The 22,402-nt window shown below is 70.5% G+C and carries 18 protein-coding genes and 3 pseudogenes; 3 read left to right on the top strand and 18 right to left on the bottom strand.

The features are described 5' to 3' along the window. Nucleotides 1–17: 17 nt before the first annotated feature. Nucleotides 18–1,484, top strand: a complete 1,467-nt coding sequence (locus SKC42_RS24270) for a PE family protein (RefSeq protein ID WP_330966786.1) — start codon at nucleotides 18–20, stop codon at nucleotides 1,482–1,484. Nucleotides 1,485–1,521: 37 nt separating this feature from the next. Here the strand turns inward: SKC42_RS24270 and SKC42_RS24265 are convergent, their stop codons facing one another. From SKC42_RS24265 to SKC42_RS24195, 15 genes and pseudogenes are all read right to left on the bottom strand, one after another. Next, on the bottom strand, nucleotides 1,522–1,818 hold the full coding sequence (locus SKC42_RS24265; protein ID WP_330966785.1) for a hypothetical protein: 297 nt from the start codon (nucleotides 1,816–1,818) through the stop codon (nucleotides 1,522–1,524). Continuing rightward, nucleotides 1,815–2,213: pseudogene (locus SKC42_RS24260) on the bottom strand (class I adenylate-forming enzyme family protein); the annotation flags it as partial. The pseudogene SKC42_RS24260 and the gene SKC42_RS24265, both read right to left, overlap by 4 nt. A gap of 85 nt (nucleotides 2,214–2,298) precedes the next feature. After that, nucleotides 2,299–3,078, bottom strand: a complete 780-nt coding sequence (locus tag SKC42_RS24255; RefSeq protein WP_330966784.1) for a crotonase/enoyl-CoA hydratase family protein — start codon at nucleotides 3,076–3,078, stop codon at nucleotides 2,299–2,301. A 152-nt stretch (nucleotides 3,079–3,230) separates the two neighbouring features. Next, nucleotides 3,231–4,640, bottom strand: a complete 1,410-nt coding sequence (locus SKC42_RS24250) for a WS/DGAT/MGAT family O-acyltransferase (RefSeq protein WP_330966783.1) — start codon at nucleotides 4,638–4,640, stop codon at nucleotides 3,231–3,233. 44 nt (nucleotides 4,641–4,684) lie between these two features. Then, nucleotides 4,685–5,887: an alpha/beta hydrolase gene (locus SKC42_RS24245; protein WP_330966782.1), complete on the bottom strand. Its 1,203-nt coding sequence runs from the start codon at nucleotides 5,885–5,887 to the stop codon at nucleotides 4,685–4,687. Beyond that, the gene (locus SKC42_RS24240; RefSeq protein ID WP_330966781.1) at nucleotides 5,887–6,414 is read right to left on the bottom strand and encodes a hypothetical protein; all 528 of its coding nucleotides are present in this window, start codon (nucleotides 6,412–6,414) and stop codon (nucleotides 5,887–5,889) included. Before SKC42_RS24240 ends, SKC42_RS24245 begins: the two co-directional genes overlap by 1 nt. A gap of 1 nt (nucleotide 6,415) precedes the next feature. Next, on the bottom strand, nucleotides 6,416–7,666 hold the full coding sequence (locus tag SKC42_RS24235; RefSeq protein ID WP_330966780.1) for a molybdopterin-dependent oxidoreductase: 1,251 nt from the start codon (nucleotides 7,664–7,666) through the stop codon (nucleotides 6,416–6,418). Between the two features lie 16 nt (nucleotides 7,667–7,682). Beyond that, nucleotides 7,683–8,345: an SAM-dependent methyltransferase gene (locus tag SKC42_RS24230; protein WP_330966779.1), complete on the bottom strand. Its 663-nt coding sequence runs from the start codon at nucleotides 8,343–8,345 to the stop codon at nucleotides 7,683–7,685. Between the two features lie 146 nt (nucleotides 8,346–8,491). Then, nucleotides 8,492–8,821 carry a Rieske (2Fe-2S) protein gene (locus SKC42_RS24225; RefSeq protein WP_330966778.1) on the bottom strand — a complete coding sequence of 110 codons (330 nt, stop codon included), beginning with the start codon at nucleotides 8,819–8,821 and terminating at the stop codon, nucleotides 8,492–8,494. Further along, nucleotides 8,818–11,346, bottom strand: a complete 2,529-nt coding sequence (nirB, locus tag SKC42_RS24220) for a nitrite reductase large subunit NirB (protein ID WP_330966777.1) — start codon at nucleotides 11,344–11,346, stop codon at nucleotides 8,818–8,820. The genes SKC42_RS24225 and nirB overlap by 4 nt, the downstream gene beginning before the upstream one ends. A gap of 2 nt (nucleotides 11,347–11,348) precedes the next feature. Next, a complete protein-coding gene (locus tag SKC42_RS24215; protein WP_330966776.1) occupies nucleotides 11,349–11,702 on the bottom strand; it encodes a molybdopterin oxidoreductase in 354 nt (117 codons plus the stop codon). Beyond that, complete coding sequence (locus SKC42_RS24210; RefSeq protein ID WP_330966775.1) at nucleotides 11,695–13,812, bottom strand: molybdopterin oxidoreductase family protein; 2,118 nt, start codon at nucleotides 13,810–13,812, stop codon at nucleotides 11,695–11,697. The genes SKC42_RS24215 and SKC42_RS24210 overlap by 8 nt, the downstream gene beginning before the upstream one ends. Before the next feature lie 202 nt (nucleotides 13,813–14,014). Then, complete coding sequence (locus tag SKC42_RS24205) at nucleotides 14,015–15,319, bottom strand: amidohydrolase family protein (protein WP_330966774.1); 1,305 nt, start codon at nucleotides 15,317–15,319, stop codon at nucleotides 14,015–14,017. Continuing rightward, nucleotides 15,313–15,648: pseudogene (locus tag SKC42_RS24200) on the bottom strand (CoA transferase); the annotation flags it as partial. The gene SKC42_RS24205 and the pseudogene SKC42_RS24200, both read right to left, overlap by 7 nt. Before the next feature lie 227 nt (nucleotides 15,649–15,875). Next, nucleotides 15,876–16,898 carry a MaoC family dehydratase gene (locus tag SKC42_RS24195; protein ID WP_330966773.1) on the bottom strand — a complete coding sequence of 341 codons (1,023 nt, stop codon included), beginning with the start codon at nucleotides 16,896–16,898 and terminating at the stop codon, nucleotides 15,876–15,878. A gap of 46 nt (nucleotides 16,899–16,944) precedes the next feature. Here SKC42_RS24195 and SKC42_RS24190 point away from each other — a divergent pair, with 46 nt between their 5' ends. Together SKC42_RS24190 and SKC42_RS24185 are read left to right on the top strand one after the other, a co-directional pair. After that, entirely contained in the window at nucleotides 16,945–18,090 is a 1,146-nt protein-coding gene (locus tag SKC42_RS24190; protein WP_442932240.1) for an acyl-CoA dehydrogenase family protein, read from the top strand. Between the two features lie 75 nt (nucleotides 18,091–18,165). Continuing rightward, nucleotides 18,166–18,591: a CD225/dispanin family protein gene (locus SKC42_RS24185; RefSeq protein WP_330966771.1), complete on the top strand. Its 426-nt coding sequence runs from the start codon at nucleotides 18,166–18,168 to the stop codon at nucleotides 18,589–18,591. Here the strand turns inward: SKC42_RS24185 and SKC42_RS27865 are convergent. From SKC42_RS27865 to SKC42_RS24170, 3 genes and pseudogenes are all read right to left on the bottom strand, one after another. Then, nucleotides 18,585–18,695, bottom strand: a pseudogene (locus SKC42_RS27865) (enoyl-CoA hydratase/isomerase family protein); the annotation flags it as partial. The gene SKC42_RS24185 and the pseudogene SKC42_RS27865 sit on opposite strands and share 7 nt — an antisense overlap. Before the next feature lie 194 nt (nucleotides 18,696–18,889). Further along, complete coding sequence (gene fadD4, locus SKC42_RS24175) at nucleotides 18,890–20,407, bottom strand: fatty-acid--CoA ligase FadD4 (protein WP_330966769.1); 1,518 nt, start codon at nucleotides 20,405–20,407, stop codon at nucleotides 18,890–18,892. Between the two features lie 60 nt (nucleotides 20,408–20,467). Further along, nucleotides 20,468–22,297, bottom strand: coding sequence for a phosphoenolpyruvate carboxykinase (GTP) (locus tag SKC42_RS24170; protein ID WP_330966768.1), 1,830 nt, complete (start codon nucleotides 22,295–22,297; stop codon nucleotides 20,468–20,470). Nucleotides 22,298–22,402: the final 105 nt, after the last annotated feature.

The following is a 22,402-nucleotide window of genomic DNA, read 5'->3' as shown; positions in this document are numbered from 1 at the left end:
GCTTCGGAGGTGCGGAAGTGTCGTTCGTATTCACGGTGCCGGATGTTGTGTTAGCGGCCGCTACGGATGTGGGTTCCATCGGCGCGACGCTGAGCCAGGCCAACGCGGCAGCGGCGGCGCAGACCACTCGGATCACGGCCGCGGCCGCCGACGAGGTGTCGGCGGCGGTCGCCGCGGTGTTCGGCTCGCACGCCCAGGAGTACCAAGCCCTGACCGCGCGGGTGGCGTCGTTCCACGACCAATTCGTCCAGGTTTTGAACGCGGGGGCGGCGGCCTACGCCGAAACCGAGGCGGCCAACGCCGCAGCGGCCGCCAACCCGTGGCAGGCCCTGCAGCAGGACGTCCTGAATGCGGTCAACGGGCCCACTCAGGCGCTGCTCGGGCGCCCGCTGATCGGCAACGGGGCCGACGGGGCGCCGGGGACCGGACAGAACGGTGGCGCGGGCGGGCTGCTGTGGGGCAACGGCGGCAATGGAGGATCGGGCAAACCCGCGACGGGATCCGGTCCGGGAGGGGCGGGCGGTATGGGCGGACCCGCCGGACTGTTCGGCGACGGCGGCAGGGGAGGCGACGGCGGACCCGCCGTCGGCTTCCAATCGGCCGGCAGCGGCGGCGCGGGCGGCACCGGCGGCCTAATCCTCGGCACCGGCGGCACCGGCGGCACCGGCGGCTTCGCCCTCGCCTCCACCACGGGCGGTTCGGGTGGACGGGGCGGCGACGCCATCGGATTGTTCGGCAGCGGAGGCGCGGGCGGCGACGGGGGGTCCGGTCAGGTCAATGACGCGGCTAACAGCATCGCCGGTGCCGGCGGCCAGGGTGGGCATGGCGGGCTGCTGAACGGCGATGGTGGCCACGGCGGCAACGCCGGGGTCGCCACCCGCGGCAACAGTGGCGGCAGCGGCGGGGCGGGCGGGATGCTCAGCGGCAACGGTGGCGGCGGCGGCAATGGGACCGAGGGCAATCCCGCTCTGGGAGGCGGCTCCTACGCCGGCGGCAGCGGGGGCTCCGCCGGCCTCATCGGCAATGGTGGCGCCGGGGGCACCGGCGGCTCCGCCACTTTGACATCGCTGTTCGAGAACGGTGGCGACGGTGGCGCCGGCGGTACCGGTGGAACCCTGTGGGGCAGCGGCGGTCACGGTGGCGCGGGCGGGCAATCCGCCTACGGCAACGGCGGCGTCGGCGGCGCGGGCGGCAATGCCGTCGGGCTCTACGGCGACGGCGGGGTCGGCGGCGACGGCGGCCAGGGCCTCGGGAGGGGCGGGTTTGGCGGGCGCGGCGGCAACGCCGGCCTCACCGGTCAAGGCGGCAGGGGCGGCGACGCCGGCTTCGGTACCACGTTTGCCGGAGCGGTCGGTGGCAACGGCGGCAACGCCCAGCTGATCGGCAACGGCGGCGACGGCGGGACCGGGCAACTCCCGGGCGACGGCGGAATTGGTGGCGCCGGCGGGCTGCTGCTCGGCGTGCCGGGCTCCGACGGCAAATAGTCCGGACTTCGCCGAGCGCGACTGGCCCGGCCTGCCCTCAGTCGCTGGCGGGCAGCGGCTTGACCTCTTTGAGGTGCGGCGGCGTCTCACCGACGCTGAGGCTGCCGGCGCCGGGCTTGGTCACCAGCACCTCGGCGCCGCCGTCGTCGACGTAGCGCTTGCCCATCACCGTGCCCTCGGCGAACGCCGGGTCGAGCTCTCCGGACCTCTCGCCGCCGATCGGCACCATCGGCACGCCGCCGCAGCGCAGGTCGTCGAGGCTGTCCGCACTCCTGACGACGATCACCTGGGTGTCGCAGACCTGGCTGGCGAGGCGGGTCCCGCTCTTGATCATGCGCGCAGCCCCTCGAGCTCCCGGATGATCTCCCTACGCACCACCTTGCCGGTAGGGGTGGTCGGCAGCTCGTCGCGAAACACTACGCGGTCGGGGGTGCGGGACCCCCGCAAACTCTTGCGCACGTGCTCGCGCAAATCCTCAGGGTCGGGCGCCGCGCCCGGGGCCGGCACGACGACCGCCACGATCGCCTGACCCCACCACGGGTCGTCGACGCCCACCACGGCGACGTCGCGCACGTGCGGGTGCTCGACCAGCACTTCTTCGAGCTCGGCGGGCGCGATGTTCTCGCCCCCGCGGATGATGGTGTCGTCGCTGCGGCCGCCGATGAACAGGTAACCGTCGTCGTCCAGCATGGCGATGCCCCTGGTCGGGAACCAGCCCTCGTCGTCGAGAAGCAGGGAAATGCTCATCCGCGATCTTTCCGGGATTCCGACGCTTTACAGATCTAAGCCACAGTGTAACCCCTGCTGCGGGGGATCAGGTTCCGGTCCAGCGCGGCGGCCGCTTCTCGGCGAACGCGATCGCGCCCTCCTTGGCGTCATTGGAGGCGAACACCGGCATCAGGATCTTGTTCTGGTCGGCGAACCGGGTCTCCCGGCTCCAGCCACGCGACTCGACGATGATCCGCTTGGTGGCGGCGACGGCCAGCGGCCCGTTCGCGGCGATCTTCTCGGCCAGCGCAATGGCCGCCTCCAGCGCACCGCCCGGCTCGGCCAGCACGTTGACCAGGCCCAGCGCATGCGCGCGCCCGGCGGTGAGGTTATCCCCGGTCAGCGCCAGCTCCATGGCGATCGCGTACGGGATGCGCTCGGGCAGCCGCAGCAACCCACCGCCGCCGGCCACCAGGCCGCGCTTCACCTCGGGAATGCCGAAGGCGGATTCGCGGGACGCGACGATCAGGTCGGTGGCCAGCGCCAGTTCGGTGCCGCCGGCCAGCGCGTAGCCCTCCACCGCAGCGATGAGCGGCTTGTCCGGCGGGCGCTCGGTGAAGCCCATGCCCCGCCCCTCCACGATCGGCAGTTCACCGCGCGCGAACGCCTTGAGGTCCATGCCGGCGCAGAACGAGCCGCCCGCACCGGTCAAGACCCCGACCGACAGCCCGGCGTCGCCGTCGAGCCGGTCCATGGCGTCGGCGAGGCCCCGGCTGACCGCGGCGTTGACCGCGTTCTTGGCCTTCGGGCGGTTGATGGTGATGATCAGGATGCGGTCGCGCTGTTCGACCAGAACCTCGGGCTCAGCTTCTTCGCTTGTGCTCACGGACCGATCGTAACCACTGACGGAAACATCGTTAACGCCAGGCGAGATTGCGATTTCCGTCCGTGCTCCTGCGCCGAGCGTGCACTGAGCGCGAAATTCACGCGCGAATTTCGCACTGGGTGCACGTTCGGCGCGGAAACGCCGTCAGCCGCTCAGGCGGGCGCCATCGCGGTTTCGACGACCGTCAGCTTCTCGGAAAGTCCTGCGGCACGACGTATTTCGATGAAGTCGGCGACCATGGCCTCGGTCACCTCGTGCGGGTCCTCGCACGTGGCCCCGTCGCTGAGCACCGAGATGTTGAGCTGGTCGACGTAACTCCACACGGTGATGTTGAGGCCGCTGCCGGCGGTCAACGGCCCCACCGAATAGATCTCGGTGACGAGCGCCCCGCCCACCCGGCCCCGCTCCCGCGGCCCGGGGACGTTCGAGATGTTGAGATTGAGGACCTTGTTGTGCCCGTCGCGGCCCGACGCCCACCGGAAGAAGGCCTGGGTGGGCACGGGCGGCATGTACGCCGCCCACCGGCTCACCAACTCCGGACCCATCAGCTGGTTGCTCTCCTTGGCCAAAATGGCGTTCTCGTGGCTGCACCGCACCCGCTCGAGCGGGTCATCCGAATCGGTGGGGAGGCCCACCAGCACGCCGGTGAAGCGGTTCCCGGAGATGCGCTCGGGCGAGAAGTCGAAGCTCATCGGGACCGAGGCGAGCAGCGGCACGGCCTTGCCGTCGTAGCGCAGCAGCAGCGTCCGCAGCGCGCCGCTCGACATCGCCAGGACCATGTCGTTGACGGTCGCCCCGAGCTTCTTCCCGGCCTCCTTGACGTCGGCGAGGGCCAGGGTGGCGGTGGCGAACCTGCGCTCCGGGGTGATCTTGTGGTTGATGAAGGTGGGCGGCGGCTCGAAGGGCCGGGTCAGCTCCGGAGACAGCTTGCGCGAGCTGCGCCGCACCCGGCCGAGACCCTCGGCGGTGTAGCGGATGTTCCGCGGGATGCGCCCGAGGTGGCGCATGTGGTCGGCGAACGCCGAACTCATCAGCTGCCGGTTGGTGGGCGCGGGGTCGGACACGTACGGGCCGCCCTCGGGCCCGGGCTGCAGGTCCATGCCGCGCGCCATCAGGTTGGCGGACGCGACGCCGTCGGCGAGCGCGTGGTGGATCTTGCCGACCACCGCGATCCGGCCGTTGGCCAGCCCCTCGACGAAGTACATCTCCCACAGGGGATGGCTGCGGTCGAGCGGGGTGCTGGCGATCTGGCCGATCGCCTCGTCGAGCTCGCGACGGCCGCCTGGCGCCGGTAGGCGCCAGGGCCGGATGTGGTAGTTCAGGTCGACATCGCAATGCTCGCGCCACATCGGATGGTGGAACTTGAACGGGATCTCGACGAGCTGGTAGCAGAACGGGTCGAGCTTGCCCAGCCGGCCGCGGATCACTTCCCGGAACGCGTCGATGCCGAAGTCGAGCCGGTCCGTGTCCAACTCGATGACCGCCGCCTTGATGGTGTGCATGTGCACGTTGGGCGTCTCGCTGTACAGCAGTACCGCGTCCCATCCGCTTAGCCGTTTCACCGCTGCCCCTTACCCATAAAGGGACCATACTCAGCGGCGGGAGCTCAGATAACCTCTTTGGCCGCGTTTGCCTTGGTGCGATAGACCTGGTTGAGGAACAGCGACGTCGCGTGCGCGGCGACGCCCGCCCGCCCGCCGTCGATAAGGTCGAATCCGTGGCCCGCCCCGGGCAGCTCGAGGTAGCCGACGATCGAGTGCGACACCGCCCGCATCCGTTCCACGAAGCCCCGCGCCTGGGCGACGGGGATGACGCTGTCCCTGCTGCCGTGAATGATGAGGAACGGCGGGGCATTCCGGTGCACGCGCGCCATCGGCGACGCGGCGCGGAACACGTCGGGGTGGCGGTCGATTCTGCGCCTCACCACCACCCGCTCGAGGAAGTCGACGAACCGTTCCCGCTCTGGGGTGGACCGGTCCTCCCAGTCGTACCTGCCGTAGATGCCCACCACGGCGTCCACCGAGCTGTCGGCGCCCTCGGGCAGGTGTTCGGCGAAGCCGGGGTCGTCCGGCGTCAGCCCGGCGAGGGCGGACAGGTGGCCGCCGGCCGAGCATCCCGCCACCGCAACGAAATTGCGGTCGCCCCCGAAGCGGTCCACGTTGGCCCTGGCCCACGCGATGGCCGTCTTGACGTCGGTGATGTGGCGGGGCCAGCGGTGGTGCGGCGAGACGCGGTAGTCGATCGCCAGGCACACCCAGCCCTGCTCGGCCAGCCGCGACATCAGCGCCGAGCCCTGCCCCCTGGACTTGCCGTGCACCCAGGCGCCGCCGGGCACGAAGACCAGCACCGGGGCCGGGTGTGCGGGGAGATCCTTGCGGCGCCAGACGTCCAGCACCTGCGCGGGGTGGCTGCCGTAGTGGACCCCACGCCGGTACAGGTAGCGACGCTGACGCATGGCGTCCCAGATGGGGGGCGTGCGGTCGACGACGGGCCACTCCGCCTCCAGGTCGGCGGCCGACACGACGCCGCGCAGCGACGCGAGCGAGATGTCCTGGTCGCTTCGCGGATCGCGGGGTTCTTCCGGCTCGGCCCCGGGCCGCAGCCACCCCTTGGCCGCGGCCGAGAGGAATTCCGGCGCGTGCTTGGCGCCCCAGGTGCCCATCGCGGTCATGGTGCCGAGCGGTTCGAGGTGCTTACCGACCACCGGCAGCGAAGCGCCCGCCACGCTCAGGGCCAGCGCATAGTCGGCAGGCCGGGCCCGCAGCAACCATTTCACGCACGGTGTCATGCTCGGTCCCCTCGCCGTCATTAGGGGAGCTTACCCCCGCGCGGTTCGGCAAAACCGACGTTTGCGTCGGAGCGCGCGACGAGCAGCCGCGTGGCGTAGGCGGCCGCGCTCGCCGCGAACATCGCGGCGGTGAGCAGCAACCACCGCCCCAGGAACGGGTCCTGGGTCTGGCCGGTGGCCGCCCGGTAGGTCGGTGCGCCCTGTTCGATGATGCCGGGCAGGAACACCAGCAACGTCAGTCCGGCGCCCAGGGCGGGCACCCGAATGTGGTTGCGGGCGCTGATGTTTGGCCGACGAGACGCGCGCCTGCGCGCGAATAACACCCGGTCGGCCAAGGCGTAGAGCGGGAACAGCAGCAGGTCGTGGGCGACGACCGCGGCGCCGAGCCAGACCGCGATCGACTGCCACCAGGTGCCGGGGTTCCAGAGGGCTTCGGGCTTGAACGTGACCAGCAGGTAGCCCAGCAGCGTGAAACCGCTGAGCATCGTCAACAGGTGCGCGGGATGCGCCCCGTAGAACGCGGCGAAACGCCTTGTCAAACTCGGCATTTCAGCTCGACTCGAAGCTCACCGACGTCACCCACTTGGTGTTGTGCACGCCGGGCAGCGCCGGCACGATGATGCGTGCCGGGTACCCGTGGTCCAGCGGCAGGTCGGCGCCGTTGACCCGCACGGCCAGCAGCGCGTCGGGATCGCCGATCTGATTGGCCTGCAATGTCGCGGCGCCGAACGCGCCGCCCGGCTGCAGGGACGTCACCCGCGCCGCCTTCGGTGCGGGCACGCCGGCGAGCCGGGCCAGCGCGGCCAGCGGCACGCCGCTCCAGGTCTGCACGGTCGACCAGCCTTCGACGCAGGCGATCGGCAGCCGCGCGGAGCGCTGCGGCAGGGCGGCCAGCGCGGCCCGGTCGAGCACCACCTCCGCGGGCCCGCCGCGTAGGGTCAACCGCCAACCGCCGCCGATCATTTCGGGCGTGATGCCCGCCGCCGCCGCGGTCTTGTTGACGGGGAAGTCGCCGCTGGCATTGGCCCCGCCCCGGCCGCGCGGCAGCAGCAGTGCCGCCTGGCGTGCGGCTCCCCCGAACGTCTGGCCCGCCGTCAGCACGCCGATGAGCAGGGCCCCGGACCCGACCAGCGCCAGCGCGCCGCGCCTGCTCATCGTGGGTTCCGCCGGGTCGGCGGCCACCAGGCCGTCGGGGTCGGGCGGCTGCGGGCGGGTGTCGTCGCGGCCGGTGCGCAGGACCTCCCGCATGGGTAGCGACCGCAGCCCGGTGACCATGCGCGGGATCTTGAGCGCGATGTGCATCAGGAACCCGATGATGAAAACCCAGGCCCCGAAGTAGTGGGCCGTGTAGAAGCTGAACCCGAAGATGTAGTCGTACTGGATGTTGAGGACGCCGGTGACGATTTCGAACAAGACCCCGCCGACGAGCGCCACCAGCGACAGCCGCTCGAGCACCTGGGCGATCGAGCGGGCCGGCGGCCACACGAACAGCCGCGGTATCACCGACCACAGCTTGGCCAGCACCACCGGAATGATGATCAGTCCCAGCCCCACGTGCAGGCCCTGGGTCAGCCGGTACAGCCAGGCGGGCCGGGTGGGCCAGGTGAAGGGGGGCAGGCGCAGCCAGCCGACGTCGGCGGGGATGGCCTGACCGAACTGTGGCGCGTACGCGATGTACGACAACAGCCCCGTGACGACGACGATCGGCAGCGCGACCAGCAGCGCGAGGCCGAACACGGACGTCAGCCAGGGTCCCCGCAGCGGACTCCGGAAGCGCCCCAACGGCCGCAGGTCGATCATGGGTCCCCCATCAGGCCTACAACGCTGCCAGACTCGCGATCACCCGGCTACCGATCAGGCTGACATCGGTCAGTGTCAACCCGACCTGGGCGGCCAGCGCGGCAGCGCTGTCCACGCCCACCGAGGCCCACCGAAACCACGGCCCGACGTCCCCGCCGGACTCGAGCCGCACCCAGCGTTCCCGGATGCCGATGGCCTCCGAGTCGAATTCGGCGACGCACCGGCCGCCGCAGGCCAGCAACTCGACGGCGCGGCCCAGGATCCGGCGCGGATCACCGCCGAGGCCGACGTTGCCGTCGACGAGCAGGACGGTCTGCCAGGCGCCGGTCCAGGGCAGCGGTTCGAACACGTCGCCCAGCAGGGCGGGCGCGCCGCCGCGGCCCGCCAGGCGGATCGCCGTCGCGGACCGGTCGATGCCGAGTGCGGGAACCCCCCGCGCAATCAGCCGCGCCACCAATCGGCCCGGTCCGCACCCCAATTCGATCGCCGGCCCGTCGCACATCTGGGTGACGGCATCGTCGAAGACCTCGTCGGGGGCGTCGGAGGCGTCGGAGGCCGAACCGTCGGGGCGCGGCACGCCCAGCCAGCGGTGGGCGGGCAGCGGTTCCAGCCCACCGTCCTGGTGGCGGATCCAACATCGTTCGCCGACGAGCGCCCGGTCGTAGAGTTGGCCCAGCATTGCCCGCCTCTCGCGCGTCCCCGACCAAGCGGTCCCGACGTGCTGATGCCCACCAGCGCCAGCGTTTCGATCACCCTGATCGATACCCGGAAGTTCGCAGAACTAATCCCTTGCCGGGAGGGACACGTGGCAACCGCCGAAACGGTTCATCCCGTGCCGAGGCGCGCATCGATGCACAACCGGATCGCACCGTCCTCCTCGGCATGCGCGGGATACGCGGTCACCGGCGCGCCGTCGTTGGCCACCTCGCAGCCGGTGGCCAGGTCGTAAGTGTGGCCGTGCAGTGGGCAGATGACGACGGTGTTGTCGGCGATCCCGTCGGCCAGCGGTCCGCCGCGGTGCGGGCAGCTGGCGTCGAGCGCGCGCAGCGAGCCGTCCCGCAGCCGGAACACCGCGATCTGCCGATCGTCGACGACGAAAGCGCGGCCCTCCCCCACCGGGATCTGGTCCACCGGCCCCAGCGAGACGTCGGTCATCGGACCGGCACCTGCGGCAGCGGGATCAGCGGCAGCGACGACCGGAACTGGTTGGGCGTGACCGGATCTTCGCTTTCGCCCCAGGGGTCGCGATAGGAGTCGACGGATTTCTGCATGCGCGCGTCGAGACCCGCGGCGATACCGTCGCTGTCGGAGACCACGATCTCGCGGATCCGGTCGATGCCCACTCGCGGGACGAAATCGTAGGTGCGCTCGAGCCACTTGGCGTTCTCGCGGTAGTACTGCAGGAAGCGGCCCGTGAGCGCGATCACCTCCTCGGGGGAGCCGACCGTGGTGAGCAGGTCGCCCTTGCGGACGTGCGCCCCGGCCGCGCCGCCGACGTAGATCTGCCACTGCCCGCCCTCGATCGCCACGACGCCGAGGTCCTTGCACAGCGCCTCGGCGCAGTTGCGGGGGCAGCCGGTCACCGCCAGCTTCATCTTGCCGGGGCTGGGGATGCCCTGGAAGCGCTCCTCGATCGCGATGCCGAGCGCCGTGGAGTCGCCCAGCCCGAATCGGCAGAAGTCGCTTCCCACACAGGTTTTCACCGTCCGGAAGCTCTTGCCGTAAGCGTAGCCCGACGGCATGCCGAGGTCGGCCCAGACCGCGGGCAGGTCTTCCTTGCGCACGCCGAGCAGGTCGATGCGCTGGCCGCCGGTGAGCTTGATCATGGGGATCCGGTACTTGTCGGCGACGTCGGCGATCGTGCGCAGCTGCTGCGAGCTGGTCACCCCGCCCTTGAGCTGCGGGACCACCGAGAAGGTGCCGTCGCGCTGGATGTTGCCGTGCACGCGGTCGTTGATGAAGCGGCTGTCGCGTTCGTCGACAAACTCGTCGCCCCACATCATGTGCAGCAGCGACGCCAGCGCCATCTTCGACCCGGCGTCCTCCCGGCCCTCGGGGGCCAGCGCCGCGAACACCGAGGACACGGAGTGCAGTTTGAGCTCGCGGATCTTGGCCATCAGCTCCGGTTTTTCGTACGGGATGCCGGGCACGTACCAGTTGGCGGCGGCGTCCCGGGACACCGCGGCCCCTGCCTCCGACGCGGCCCACTCGACGATCTGGGCGACCAGGCCCTTGCACGAACCGCAGCCCTTGCCCGCCCGGGTCGCCGCCATGACGCCGTCGATCGAGGTCTGGCCGTCCTTGACGCAGCGCACGATCGTGGCCTTGTTGACGCCGTTGCAGTTGCACACCTGCGCGTCGTCGGACAGCTCGGCGGCGCCGGCGGCCTCGTCGGGCGCCCCGCCGATGTCGAACATCAGCGTGACGCGTTCGGGGGGCAGGGGCAGGCCGCGGTCGAAGGCCTGCATCAAAAACGCCACCTTGCTGACGTCACCGACCAGCGTGGCCCCAATCAGCTTGTCGTCGCGCACCACCACGGTCTTGTACACGCCGCGCCTGGGCTCGCAGTACTGTACGAACTCGTCGTCGTCGCGTTCGGGTCCCTTCACCCCCATCGCCGCCACGTCGACGCCGGCGACCTTGAGCTTGGTGGCCGTTCGCGAACCATGATATGCCGCATGGGGATTGGCGCCGGTGATGTGCTCGGCCAGGACGGTGGCCTGCTCCCAGAGCGGGGCGACCAGGCCGTAGACCTGGCCGCGGTGCTCCGCGCACTCGCCCACCACATAGATGTCGTCGTCGTCGACCGAACGCATCTGGTCGTCGACCACGATGGCGCGTTCCACCGTCAGGCCCGCGCGGGCGGCCAGCCCGACGTTGGGCCGGATGCCGGCCGCCATCACCACCATGTCGCACGGCAGGCGGCTGCCGTCGGCGAATTCGACAGCCGACGGCAGCCCGTTCTCGGTCAGCATGCGGGTGGTCCGCTTGCCGGTGTGCACCTCGATGCCCAGGGCCTCCACGAGGCGCCGCAGGATCGCGGCGCCCCGGTCGTCGAGCTGGGCGTTCATCAGCGCCGACCCGCCCTGCACGACGCGCGCCTGCAGGCCGCGGTTCTGCAGGCCGCGCGCCGCTTCGAGGCCCAGCAGCCCGCCGCCGATGACCAGAGCCATTGCGCCACCGTTCCTTTCGGCGAAGTCGATCATCGCCTGGGTGTCGTCGAGGGTGCGGAACCCGAACACCCCGGGCGCCAGGGTCTTGTTGTCCAGCCAGATGCCGTCGACCGGCGGGAAGAACGACCGGCTGCCGGTGGCCAGGATCAGCTTGTCGTAACGGACGGTCGTGCCGTCGTCGGCGTGCACCACGTGCGCGAAGGGGTCGACGCGCACCACACGGACCCCCGCGCGCAGCTCGATGCCGTTGTCGGCGTACCAGTCCCGCGGATTGAGGTAGATCTCGCCGGCGTCGTCCGAGCCAGCCAGCACGTTGGACAGCAGTATCCGGTTGTAGTTTCCGTACGGCTCGTCACCGAACACGGTGATGTCGAACCGTTCGGTGCCGCCGCGGGCGACGATCTCCTCGAGCGCCCGCGCGCCGGCCATCCCGTTGCCGACGACCACCAGGGTCGCCAGCCCGGCCCGGTGGTGGCCGTTGGTTTCGGGTTTGGTCAGTGTCGTCATGGCTAGATCTCGACGAGGCCGATGTCGATGAACACGGTGCCGTTCAGCCCGTCGGGCGCGGCGATGAAGACCTCGACGACGGTGTCGGCGATCAGGTCTTCGACGACCCGAAGTGGCACGTGCATGGCGTCTTTGGCCCCGATCGGGAAGTAGCGCATCGGGACGCCGTCACGCATGACCACGACGGTCACCAGCTCGTCGGTGCTGTTGCCGCCGCGGAAATACACTGGCTGGGCGATCGACCCCGCCGGCACAACATAGCGCAGCGACGCGGCGAGCAGCGACGGCGCGTCGTATCCCTTCCCGTCGAACGCGAATGCCCCCTGCAGGAACCGTGGCGTGCTCTCGTCACCCATTCGAATCTCCCTCCCTCGGTTGATCGGTGTCGGCTCTGGACACGGACACCGCGCAGACCTTGAACGACGGCATCCGCGAATACGGATCGAGCGCCGGGTTGGTGAGGCGGTTGATGTTTCCCGCCCCATCCCAGTGGAAAGGCGCGAAGACGGTGTCGGGCCGGATTCCGCTGTCGGTGCGCGCCGTCATCACGGCCTCGCCGCGGCGGGTCCGGAGGCGGACCTTGTCGCCGCTGGCGACCCCGACGCTGCGGGCCAGGGTCGGGTGCAGTTCGGCCACCGGCTCCGGGTCGCCCTCGGCGAGCTGCGGCACCCGGCGCGTCTGGGTCCCGGATTGGTATTGCCGCATCACCCGGCCCGTCGTGAGGTAGTAGGGGAACTCGTCGTCGGGCAGCTCGGGGGTGCCGCGGTGCTCGACGGCGTGGAAATGGGCTCGCCGGTCGGGCGTCGGGAAGTCCTCCACGAACAGGCGCGGGGTGTCGGGGTACAGCGGCGACGGGCAGGGCCAGAACACGCCGTCGTTGTCCGCGATCCGCTGGTAGCTGATGCCCCGGTAGTCGGCCTTGCCGCCCTGGCTGGCGCGGGTCAGCTCGTCGAAGACCTCCTGCGGTTCGGCCGAAAAACCCTGTGCCCCCAGTCGCTTCGCGAGGTCGGCCATCACGTCGAGGTCGCTGCGCACCTCGGCGGGGGGCGGCATTGCCGCGCGCCGCAGGATCACCCGGCCTTCCAGGTTTGTCATCGTGCCGGACTCCTCGGCCCACTGGGTCGTCGGGAGCACCACGTCGGCCAGCGCGGCCGTCTCGGACAGGAAGATGTCGGAGACCGCCAGGAAGTCGAGGGCGCGCAGCCGCTCGGCCACGTGCAGGGCGTTCGGCGCCGAGACCACGACGTTGGAGGCCATCACCCACAGCGCGCGGACGCCGCCGGGAGTGCCTAGCGCGCTGAGCATTTCGTACGCCGACCGCCCGGGCGACGGCAGGTCTGCGGGGTCGACGCCCCACACCCGCGCGACGTGGGCGCGGGCTTGCGTGTCGTCGAGCTTGCGGTAGCCCGGCAGCTGGTCGCTCTTTTGCCCGTGCTCGCGGCCCCCCTGGCCGTTGCCCTGACCGGTGATCGTGGCGAACCCGCTGTAGGGGCGGCCCGGCAGGCCGAGCGCCAGGGCGAGGTTGATGAAGGCCTGCGCGGTGTCGGTGCCGGAGCTGTGCTGTTCGGCGCCCCGCGCGGTCAGGATCATCGCGCGGTTGGCGTGGGCCAGGAGGCGCGCCGCGGCCACGATGTCACGCTCGGGCACGCCGGTGATGCGCTCTACCCGGTCCGGCCAGTACAGCCGCACCGCGCGGCGCACCGCCTCGAACCCCGCGGTGCGGTCGGCGACATAGTCGCCGTCCAGAAGCCCCTCGCGCGCAATGACATTCAACATGCCGTTGGCCAGCGCGAGGTCGGTGCCGGGCACGGGCTGCAGGTGCAGGTCGGCGCGGCCGGCGGTCGGCGTGCGCCGCGGGTCGACGACGATGTGCCGGGCGCCGCGGGCGCGGCCCTCGTCGAAGTACTGCATGGCCGGGGGCAGCGTCTCGGCCGGGTTGCTGCCGACGAGCAGGATGACATCGGCGCGCGCGATGTCGGCCAGCGGGAACGGCAGGCCGCGGTCGATGCCGAACGAGCGGTTGGTCGCCGCGGCGGCCGACGACATGCAGAACCGGCCGTTGTAGTCGATCGCGGAGGTGCGCAGCGCTACCCGCGCGAATTTGCCGAACTGGTAAGCCTTCTCATTGGTCAGGCCGCCGCCACCGAAGCAGCCGACCGCGTCGCGGCCGTGCTCGGCCTGCGCCCGCTGGAACGCCGCCACCATCCGCTCCAGCGCCTCGTTCCAACTCGCCGGCCGCAGCGGCGAACCGCGCTCGTCGCGCACCAGCGGGCCGGTCAGCCGTTCCGGATGCCCCAGCAGCTCGGCCGCCGTCCAGCCTTTGGCGCACAGTCCGCCGCGATTGGTCGGAAAGTCGCGCTGCGGCTCGAGGATCGGCTTCTCGGAGCTACCCCCCGACACTTCCAGCGTGATCCCACACTGCAGCGCGCAGTACGGGCAGTGTGTTTTTGTCGGCGCCGGCGCCATCGGCGATCACCGCTTAGCTGACGAGCTGGGCGTCGCGCGCCCCGCCGTGCTCAGTTGACCTCCCACGTCGCCTCCCGAATCGGCCCTCCTCCCCGAAGCTACGGGCGCCGTGTTGCGGTGGCATTTCAGCGAATTGTCCGCGGGACTACCGTGGCCTCACCGCCGGTGAGGCGCTGCGTGCGCGCTGGCGCCGGCCGGCTGATCACATCGCAAAGTAGACGAGTTCGCCGCCGATCACCGTGGCGGCCACCATGCCGGCGTCGAGTTCGGCGAGCGCGGTCGCGGGCGGTTCGCTCAGCACGCACAGGTCCCCCGGTTGTCCGGGCTCGACCGTGCGGGGCCGGGCCGGCCGGTCCGGGCCGCCCAGGAACATCGTCAACGCCGCCAGGGGCGAGACGCATTCGCCGGCGTTGAGGACCGCGCCGCTCGGGGTGGTGCGGTAGACGGCGGCGCGCATCGCCGTCCACGGGTCGCCGTGGCCGAACGGCATGTCGGTGGACAGCGCGGTCGGCACCGCCGCCTCCAGCAGGGACGCGACGCGCCAGAGCTGGGCGTGCTCGGCGGCGGGGACGTCGTCGAGGTATTGGTCCCCGCGCTCGGCGACGAAGTTGGGCTGGCTCACCACCGTCACGCCGAGCTCGGCGAGGTCGGCCAGGTTGTCGTCGGGCACCACGGCGGCGTGCTCGATCCGGTCCAGCGGGTGGCCACCGGCCGCGCGCAGGGCGGCGATGGTCACGACGAGCTGGGCCGCCGTCACGCAGTGCACCGCGACCGGCCGGCCGTCGCCGTGCACGCGACCGATCCACGCGGTCAGCTCGTCGAGGTCGAGGCGGTCGTCATGCAGGATCCTCTTTCCCGGCGACAGGAACGCCACGCGGGGCCGGAACTCCCCGCTCAGATGCGCCGCCCGCAGCGCTTCGGTGTCGGCGGCGTCCAGGTCGGGGGTGGCGTCGGTGACCCCGGTGACGCCGGTCGCGGCGATCCGGCGGCCGAGTTCGGCGAGGTCGGTCTCCCGCCACTGCAGCAGGTCCGACCAGCCACGGTCGGCGCTGCGCAGGCGGCCGTCGGGATGCCCGGACAGGCCGACCCGGCCCAGCGCCTCGGAGTTGAGGATCCACAGCGCGCCGCTGCGGTGCTGCACGCGCACCGGCACGTCGCGCACGACGGCGTCCAGGGCGGCCCGGTCCAGCTCGCCGGCGACCGATTCGTGATAGCCGACGGCGCGGATCCAGCCGTCGGGGCCCGGTGTGGCGTTCGACAACAGTTGCGCCAGCTCGGATTCGGTGCTTACGCCGGGCGGTCCGACGAAGAACGAGTTCAGGGCGGAGGCGGCCGAGCGGACGTGGACGTGGTGGTCGTGCAGCCCGGGCAGAACGGCGCCGCCGCCCGCGTAGAGGACGCCCTCGCCGGGGTGCGCCTCGAGCCCCTCGCCCATCTCCTCGATCCGCTCGCCCGCCCGCAGGTCGACCGTCCTGCCGTCCAGCAGGGCGGCCCGCTTGATCAGCATGTGGCGCAGCGCCGTTGCGCGACCAGCCGGTGCACGGCGGCATTGTCCGCGCCGAGCCCGCCCGCCGGTGCCGGCGGCTGCGGCGCCCGCGGGGGCGGGGCGGGCAGCTGCGCGATCGAGTCCCCGACGGGCAGCGCGGCGTAGGTGGCGGCGACGGCCACCATCGAGACCTCGATCAGTTCGCCGCCGCCACGGTTGAGCGAGTCGGTCAGCGCCGCAAAGGCTTCCAGTCCGGTCAGCGGGTCTGCGACGGCGTCCCCGCAGAACACCGGTCCCGTCGCGCTGGTCCCCACCAGGCCGCCGGCGACCGCGGCGTCATCGCCGAAGGCCGGCTCAGACCCAGCCACGCGGCCCGGCAGGTGAGCTCGGTGGCGGCATCGATCGCGGCTCCCCAGCCGGCGACGGCCCCGGCCCGGGCCAGCACGTTGGCGCGGGAGAAGTCCGGGGGCCCATCGGGCAGGCCCGTAAGGTGGGCCAGCCCGCCGCTTCCCCAGCGACGCGTCGCGCGGTTCACCTGGCCGAGCGTAACCTGCGGGCCCCGCGCGGCCCGCAGGGCTCAGAAGTGCAGCGCGCTGAACCGCCAGTCCAGCACCTGCCGGTCCGGCGCACCGGCCGCATCCCCGACCGCGTAGACCTGCGACCGCAGCCGCAGCACGCCGCCGCGCGCCGCCGAGGCCGAGGCCGAGGCCGACTCGACCCGCAGCCGGCTGTACAGCGTGTCCCCCTCGTGCACGGGACCGGTGTGGTCGCAGGACTCCCAGCCCAGCACCGTCACCAGATTGGGCAGCAGCCTGCTCGCCTGCGCCAGCGCGACACCGATGGTGTGGCCGCCGTACACCAGCCGGCGGCCGCCGACGCGCAGATCGTGGTGTGTGGCAGCGATATTCGCCGTGAGCCGGGCGAGCTCCGGCGCGCCGCTGACCACGTCACCGGTGCTGGTGAACTCCAGCCCGACCAGGCCCGGGTCGAAGTGCGGCCCGGGAATCCGGCTCCGGTACACGTCGCCGTCCCAGTGGCCCGTGGGATCGGCGGCGGGCCCGGAGGTTTCGGCGCCGATCACCGAGAGGTCGTCGCCGGGCTCGTCGGGCGGATGCCAGCCCGGGCTCGCCGGGAGCATCGCGCACCGGTAGAAGTCGAGGACCAGCCGGTCGGCCTGGTCGATGGTGATCATCCGCAGCGCCGCCATCCCCGTCGGCGCCCGGCCGGGTTTCGGCGAATTCACCCGCAGCCCCACGATTTCGGTGCGCGTATAGATGGTGTCTCCGATGACGGGGAACCGGTGGAAGGTGAGGCCGCGGTAGAACAGGTTCGCCTTGACGCGCTGGGTGGCCAGCGTGGACTGTCCGATCGCGACGTCGCACACCAGCGCGGGATGGGCCAGCGGCCCGGGCACGCCCGTGACCGCGGTGCACAGGACGGCGTCCAGCGCGAGGCGCAGCCGGTCCCCGACGATCGCCTGGTGTGCGGCCGCCAGGCCGGACGACAGCGTCACCGATGGCGCCCAGTCGAACACCTGGCCGACCGACAGGTCATCGAAGAAGGGGCCGCCCGCGCGCTCACCCGCATAGCCGCTACGCACAAGCCACATGCTGGCAGGCGCACGGGGTGGGGGCAATATGGCGTGCGTGAATGACGAAGAAGAGATGCTGGTCGCCACGGTGCGCGCGTTCGTCGACCGCGACGTCAAGCCGACCGTCCGCGAGGTAGAGCACGCCAACACCTATCCGGAGGCGTGGATCGATCAGATGAAGCGGATTGGGATCTACGGGCTGGCCATCGACGAGGAGTACGGCGGGTCACCGGTGTCGATGCCCTGCTACGTGCGGGTCACGGAGGAACTTGCCCGCGGCTGGATGAGCCTGGCCGGGGCGATGGGCGGACACACCGTGGTGGCCAAGCTGCTGACGCTGTTCGGTACCGACGAGCAGAAGAGCGCCTACCTGCCGCCGATGGCGACGGGCGAACTGCGGGCCACCATGGCGCTGACGGAGCCCGGCGGCGGTTCCGATCTGCAGAACATGTCGACGACGGCCCTCCCGGACGGCCGGAACGGCTTGCTGATCAACGGCACCAAGACATGGATCAGCAACGCGCGACGCTCGGGGCTGATCGCACTGCTGTGCAAGACGGACCCCGACGCCACCCCGCGCCACAGCGGGGTCTCGATCGTGCTCGTCGGGCACGGGCCCGGCCTGACAGTGTCGCGGGACCTGCCCAAGCTGGGCTACAAGGGTGTTGAGGCGTGCGAGCTGTCGTTCGACAACTTCTCCGCGCCCGCGTCGGCGATTCTGGGCGGTGTGGCGGGGGAAGGCTTTTCGCAGATGATGAAGGGCCTCGAGACCGGTCGCATCCAGGTGGCCGCCCGCGCGCTCGGTGTCGCCACAGCGGCGCTGGAGGACGCGCTGGCGTACGCCCAGGAGCGGGAGAGCTTCGGCCAGCCGATCTGGAAGCACCAGTCGGTGGGCAACTACCTCGCCGACATGGCGACCAAGCTCACCGCCGCCCGCCAGCTGACCCGGTACGCCGCCGAGCGCTACGACAGCGGACAACGCTGCGACATGGAGGCGGGCATGGCCAAGCTGTTCGCCTCGGAGGTCGCCATGGAGATCGCGCTCGACGCGGTGCGCATCCACGGCGGCTACGGCTATTCCACCGAATACGACGTCGAGCGGTACTTCCGCGACGCGCCCCTGATGATCGTCGGCGAAGGCACGAACGAGATCCAGCGCAACGTGATCGCTCGGCAGCTGGTGTCCCGGGGCGGCATCTGAGAGCTAAATCCCGGACCGGCGTCGGCCCCTGCTGTATATTTGCCTGACTTCGGGTCGGAAGGAAAACCGGGCGCTATGAGCTATCCCCCAGGGCCGTACCAGGGTTCGCCGGAATGGCAGGGCCAGCAACCGGAATGGCAGGGTCAGCAACCCGGCTGGCCGGGCCAGCAGCCTGCGGGGTGGCCGGGCCCCCAGCCGGGCTGGCAGGGGCAGCGCGAACCCGACAACTACCTCGTCTGGGCGATCCTGTGCACCGTCCTGTGCTGTCTGCCGTTCGGGATCGTCTCGATCGTCTATTCGACCAAGGTTTCCGGCCTGTGGACGCAGGGGCGGTACGCCGAGGCCCAAGAGGCGGCCAACAACGCGAAGAAGTGGGCCATCATCGGGGCGATCGTGGGCGCGGTCGCCGCCGTGATCGGTGCCATCCTGTACTTCGGCCTGATCGTGTTCGCGATCTCGAACGCCCCGTCGAACGTCACCACCACCTACTCCGGCTACTGAGCCACCGCGTCCACCAGCCCCCAGGACAGCGCGGTAGCCGCATCGATGGTGTGGCCCGACAGCACCAGATAGGCCGTGCGCCAGCGCCCACAGCGCTGCACCAACTCGGCCAAGGTGTCGCGCACCGACACGACGGTGATGGCCCGCCGGTCGTCGCAAGGGGCTTCGGTCAGCGTGAAAGTGGCTTGGTCAAGCCAGTATTCGGGCGCGCCGGCGATCTCCCCGGCCCCAACCACGACGCCGGGCAGCGCAAAGTCGTCGGCCGGCGGCGGGGCGCTCAGATCGATGACGCGCAGTGTCACACCGAGTACTTCTCGATCAGCCCGTTCTTGTACAGCTTGCCGGTGTCGGTCCGCGGCAGCTGCGCCTCGAAGGCGATGGATCGGGGACATTTGTAGTGCGCCAGGCGTTCTCGCAGCCACACCGTCAGTTCGTCGGCGAATTCCGCGGTGGCGTCGGCGGGGTCGATGGTCTGCACGGCCGCCATCACCCGCTGGCCCATCTCGTCGTCGGGAACGCCGAACACCGCCGCGTCCAACACCTTTGGATGGGTGACCAGGAGGTTCTCGGTCTCCTGCGGGTAGATGTTCACCCCACCGGAGATGATCATGTGGTGGCGGCGGTCGGTGAGATAGAGGTAGCCCTCGTCGTCGAGGTACCCGACGTCGCCGACCGTCACCCAGCCGCGCCTGTCGCGTGAGGCGGCGGTCTTCGCGTCGTCGTTGAGGTATTCGAAGGAATAGCCGCCCGCGAAATAGATTTCACCGGCCTGGCCCGGGGGCAGCTCGTTGCCGTCCTCGTCGAGGATGTGGACCTCGCAGGCCATCGGCTTGCCGACCGACCCCGGGTGGGCCAGCCACTCCTCGGCGCTGATCAGCGTCGAGCCGATCGCCTCCGAGGAGGCGTAGTACTCGTCGATGATCGGGCCCCACCAGTCGATCATCTGCTTCTTGATCTCCACCGGGCACGGCGCAGCCGCGTGCATCACCCGCTGCAGGCTGGACAGGTCGTACGAATCGCGCACGGCCTCGGGAAGTTTCAGCATCCGCGTGAACATCGCCGGGACGAACTGGCCGTGCGTGACGCGGTGGCGCGCGATGGCGTCGAGGCAGCCTTCCGGGTCGAACTTTTCCAGGACGACCGTGGTGATGCCGCCGGCCTGCGCGCTCATCGACCACACCGACGGCGCGGTGTGGTACAGCGGGGCGGGGCTCAGGTAGATCGAATCCGGGGTCATCCAGAAGCTGACCAACGCCGACATCATGCCCGGGGCATCGGCCGGCGACACGTGCGGCAGTTCGCGCTTGATGCCCTTGGGCCGGCCGGTGGTGCCCGACGAATACTGCAACAGGTCGCCCTCGCGCTCGTCGTCGATCGGCGTGTCCGGTTGGTCGGCAACGCATTCCGGGTAGCGCTGCCAGCCCGGCAGATCGTCGTCCGCGATCATCAGCAACTTGGGCAACCCGCCCGGGAGGTGCTCCTCGAGGTTCTCGCAGATCTTGCGCAGCGCGGCCGACCCGACGATAGCCTTGGTCGCGCTGTTGTCGACGATGTAGGCGGCCTCGGCCGCGGTCAAGTGTGTGTTGATGGGCACGTAGTACAGGCCGCTGCGGCGCGCGGCCCACATCACCGCGTGGATGTGCTCGTTGTTCTCCATGAGGATCGCGACGGCGTCGCCCTCGCGCAGGCCAGCCTGCCGGAAGTGATGCGCTAGCCGGTTGGCGCGGGCCTCGAGCTCGTCGAAGGTGACGACCGTGCCGGAGGGGTGGAGAACGATGGCGGGCTTGTCCGAGCCGCGATGCTCGCGAATCTGCATGCGCAGACTGTACCGCCGCGGAACTTGACGGGTGTCAAGTGGTCCCGCGGGCGGGGCGGGCTACTGGGACTCGGCCAGCCGCTGCTTGAGCGCCTCGAACTCATCCTTGACGCCGGTCGGCAGCTTGTCGCCGACGAACTCGAACCACTCCTCGATCAGCGGAACCTCCTGGCGCCATTCGTCGGCGTTGACCGCCAGGGCCTGCGCGACGTCGGCGCTGTCGGCGTCGAGCCCGTCGAGGTCCAGGTCATCGGCGCCGGGCACGACGCCGATGGGGGTGTCCTGGCCACCGGCCCGGTGCTCGATGCGGTCAACGATCCACTTCAGCACGCGGCTGTTCTCGCCGAAGCCCGGCCAGAGGAACTGGCCCTCGTCGCCGCGGCGGAACCAGTTGACGAAGAACACCTTCGGCAGCTTGGACTCGTCGGAGTTCTTGCCCAGGTCCAGCCAGTGCTGGAAGTAGTCGCCGACGTGGTAGCCCAGGAACGGCAGCATGGCCATCGGGTCGCGGCGCACGGTGCCGACCTTGCCCTCGGCGGCGGCGGTCTGCTCGCTGCCCATGGTGGCGCCCATGAACACCCCGTGCTGCCAGTCGCGGGCCTCGGTCACCAGCGGCACCGTGGTCTTGCGGCGGGCGCCGAACAGGATGCCGGAGATCGGCACGCCCTGCGGGTCGTCCCATTCCGGCGCCAGGATGGGGCACTGCGACATCGGGGTGCAGTACCGCGAGTTCGGGTGGGCGGCCTTGGTTTCCGTATCGCGGATGTACCAGTCGTTGCCCTTCCAGTCGATCAGGTGGTCGGGCTCGCCCTCCAGGCCTTCCCACCACACCTCGTCGTCGTCGGTCAGGGCGACGTTGGTGAAGACGGTGTTGCCAGCGGCGATGGTGCGCATGGCGTTGGGGTTGGACTTCCAGTTGGTGCCCGGCGCCACCCCGAAGAAGCCGAACTCGGGGTTGACCGCGTAAAGGCGGCCGTCCTTGCCGAACCGCATCCAGGCGATGTCGTCACCGAGCGTCTCGGCGCGCCAGCCCGGGACGGTCGGCTGCAGCATCGCCAGGTTGGTCTTGCCGCACGCCGAGGGGAAGGCGGCGGCGAAGTAGTACGCCTTGTTCTCCGGGGAGATGAGCTTGAGGATCAGCATGTGCTCGGCGAGCCAGCCCTCGTCGTGGGCCATCGCCGAGGCGATGCGCAGCGAGTAGCACTTCTTGCCCAGCAGGGCATTGCCGCCATAGCCGGAGCCGTAGCTCATGATCTCGCGGGTCTCCGGGAAGTGGGTGATGTACTTGGTGTCGTTGCAGGGCCACGCGACGTCCTGCTGGCCCGGCTCCAGGGGCGCGCCGACGGAGTGCAGCGCCTTGACGAAGAACCCGTCGTCGCCGATCTTGTCCAGCGCGGGCTTACCCATCCGAGTCATGACCTTCATCGAGACCACGACGTACTCGGAGTCGGTGATCTCCACGCCGAGCTTGGGGTCGTCGGCACCGAGCGGGCCCATGCAGAACGGCACCACGTACATGGTGCGGCCGTGCATGCAGCCCCGGTACAGGTCGGTCATGGTGGACCGCATCTCGGCGGGGTCCATCCAGTTGTTGGTCGGACCCGCGTCGACCTGCCGCTCGGAACAGATGAAGGTCCGCGACTCGACACGGGCCACGTCGGACGGGTCCGACAAAGCCAGGAAGGAATTCGGGTATTCCTTGGGGTTGAGCCGCTTGAACGTGCCCGCCTCGACGAGCTGGTCGGTCAGCCGCTTCCACTCCTCGTCGGATCCGTCAGCGAACACCACCCGGTCGGGTTGGGTCAGCTCGGCGACCTCGCGTACCCACTCCAGCAAACCCGGGTGATTGGTAGGCGCGGTATCCAGTCCGGGAATGGTGGCTGAGGTCATCGAAGTCTCCTGAATTCGTCTCTACACTCGGGCTTCTGTGGCTTTCGTATGCGCTCGCCCACACATCGGCTTCTATGGTGGCGTTAACTACAGGTTATCGCGAGC

This window comes from Mycobacterium sp. 050134, assembly GCF_036409085.1.
Classification (GTDB): Bacteria; Actinomycetota; Actinomycetes; order Mycobacteriales; family Mycobacteriaceae; genus Mycobacterium.
Note: the sequence above shows the minus strand (reverse complement) of the source record. Positions and strands in the feature narration are given on the sequence as shown.

What these genes read in the sequence shown, in the direction of transcription:
- SKC42_RS24210 (WP_330966775.1), bottom strand. Translation starts at nt 13,812, where the DNA reads ATGGCGCCGGCGCCGACAAAAACACACTGCCCGTACTGCGCGCTGCAG.
- SKC42_RS24215 (WP_330966776.1), bottom strand. Translation starts at nt 11,702, where the DNA reads ATGGGTGACGAGAGCACGCCACGGTTCCTGCAGGGGGCATTCGCGTTC.
- fadD4 (WP_330966769.1), bottom strand. Translation starts at nt 20,407, where the DNA reads ATGCAGATTCGCGAGCATCGCGGCTCGGACAAGCCCGCCATCGTTCTC.
- SKC42_RS24185 (WP_330966771.1), top strand. Translation starts at nt 18,166, where the DNA reads ATGAGCTATCCCCCAGGGCCGTACCAGGGTTCGCCGGAATGGCAGGGC.
- SKC42_RS24245 (WP_330966782.1), bottom strand. Translation starts at nt 5,887, where the DNA reads ATGACGGCGAGGGGACCGAGCATGACACCGTGCGTGAAATGGTTGCTG.
- SKC42_RS24225 (WP_330966778.1), bottom strand. Translation starts at nt 8,821, where the DNA reads ATGACCGACGTCTCGCTGGGGCCGGTGGACCAGATCCCGGTGGGGGAG.
- SKC42_RS24170 (WP_330966768.1), bottom strand. Translation starts at nt 22,297, where the DNA reads ATGACCTCAGCCACCATTCCCGGACTGGATACCGCGCCTACCAATCAC.
- SKC42_RS24235 (WP_330966780.1), bottom strand. Translation starts at nt 7,666, where the DNA reads ATGATCGACCTGCGGCCGTTGGGGCGCTTCCGGAGTCCGCTGCGGGGA.
- SKC42_RS24265 (WP_330966785.1), bottom strand. Translation starts at nt 1,818, where the DNA reads ATGATCAAGAGCGGGACCCGCCTCGCCAGCCAGGTCTGCGACACCCAG.
- SKC42_RS24230 (WP_330966779.1), bottom strand. Translation starts at nt 8,345, where the DNA reads ATGCTGGGCCAACTCTACGACCGGGCGCTCGTCGGCGAACGATGTTGG.
- SKC42_RS24205 (WP_330966774.1), bottom strand. Translation starts at nt 15,319, where the DNA reads ATGCTGATCAAGCGGGCCGCCCTGCTGGACGGCAGGACGGTCGACCTG.
- nirB (WP_330966777.1), bottom strand. Translation starts at nt 11,346, where the DNA reads ATGACGACACTGACCAAACCCGAAACCAACGGCCACCACCGGGCCGGG.
- SKC42_RS24240 (WP_330966781.1), bottom strand. Translation starts at nt 6,414, where the DNA reads ATGCCGAGTTTGACAAGGCGTTTCGCCGCGTTCTACGGGGCGCATCCC.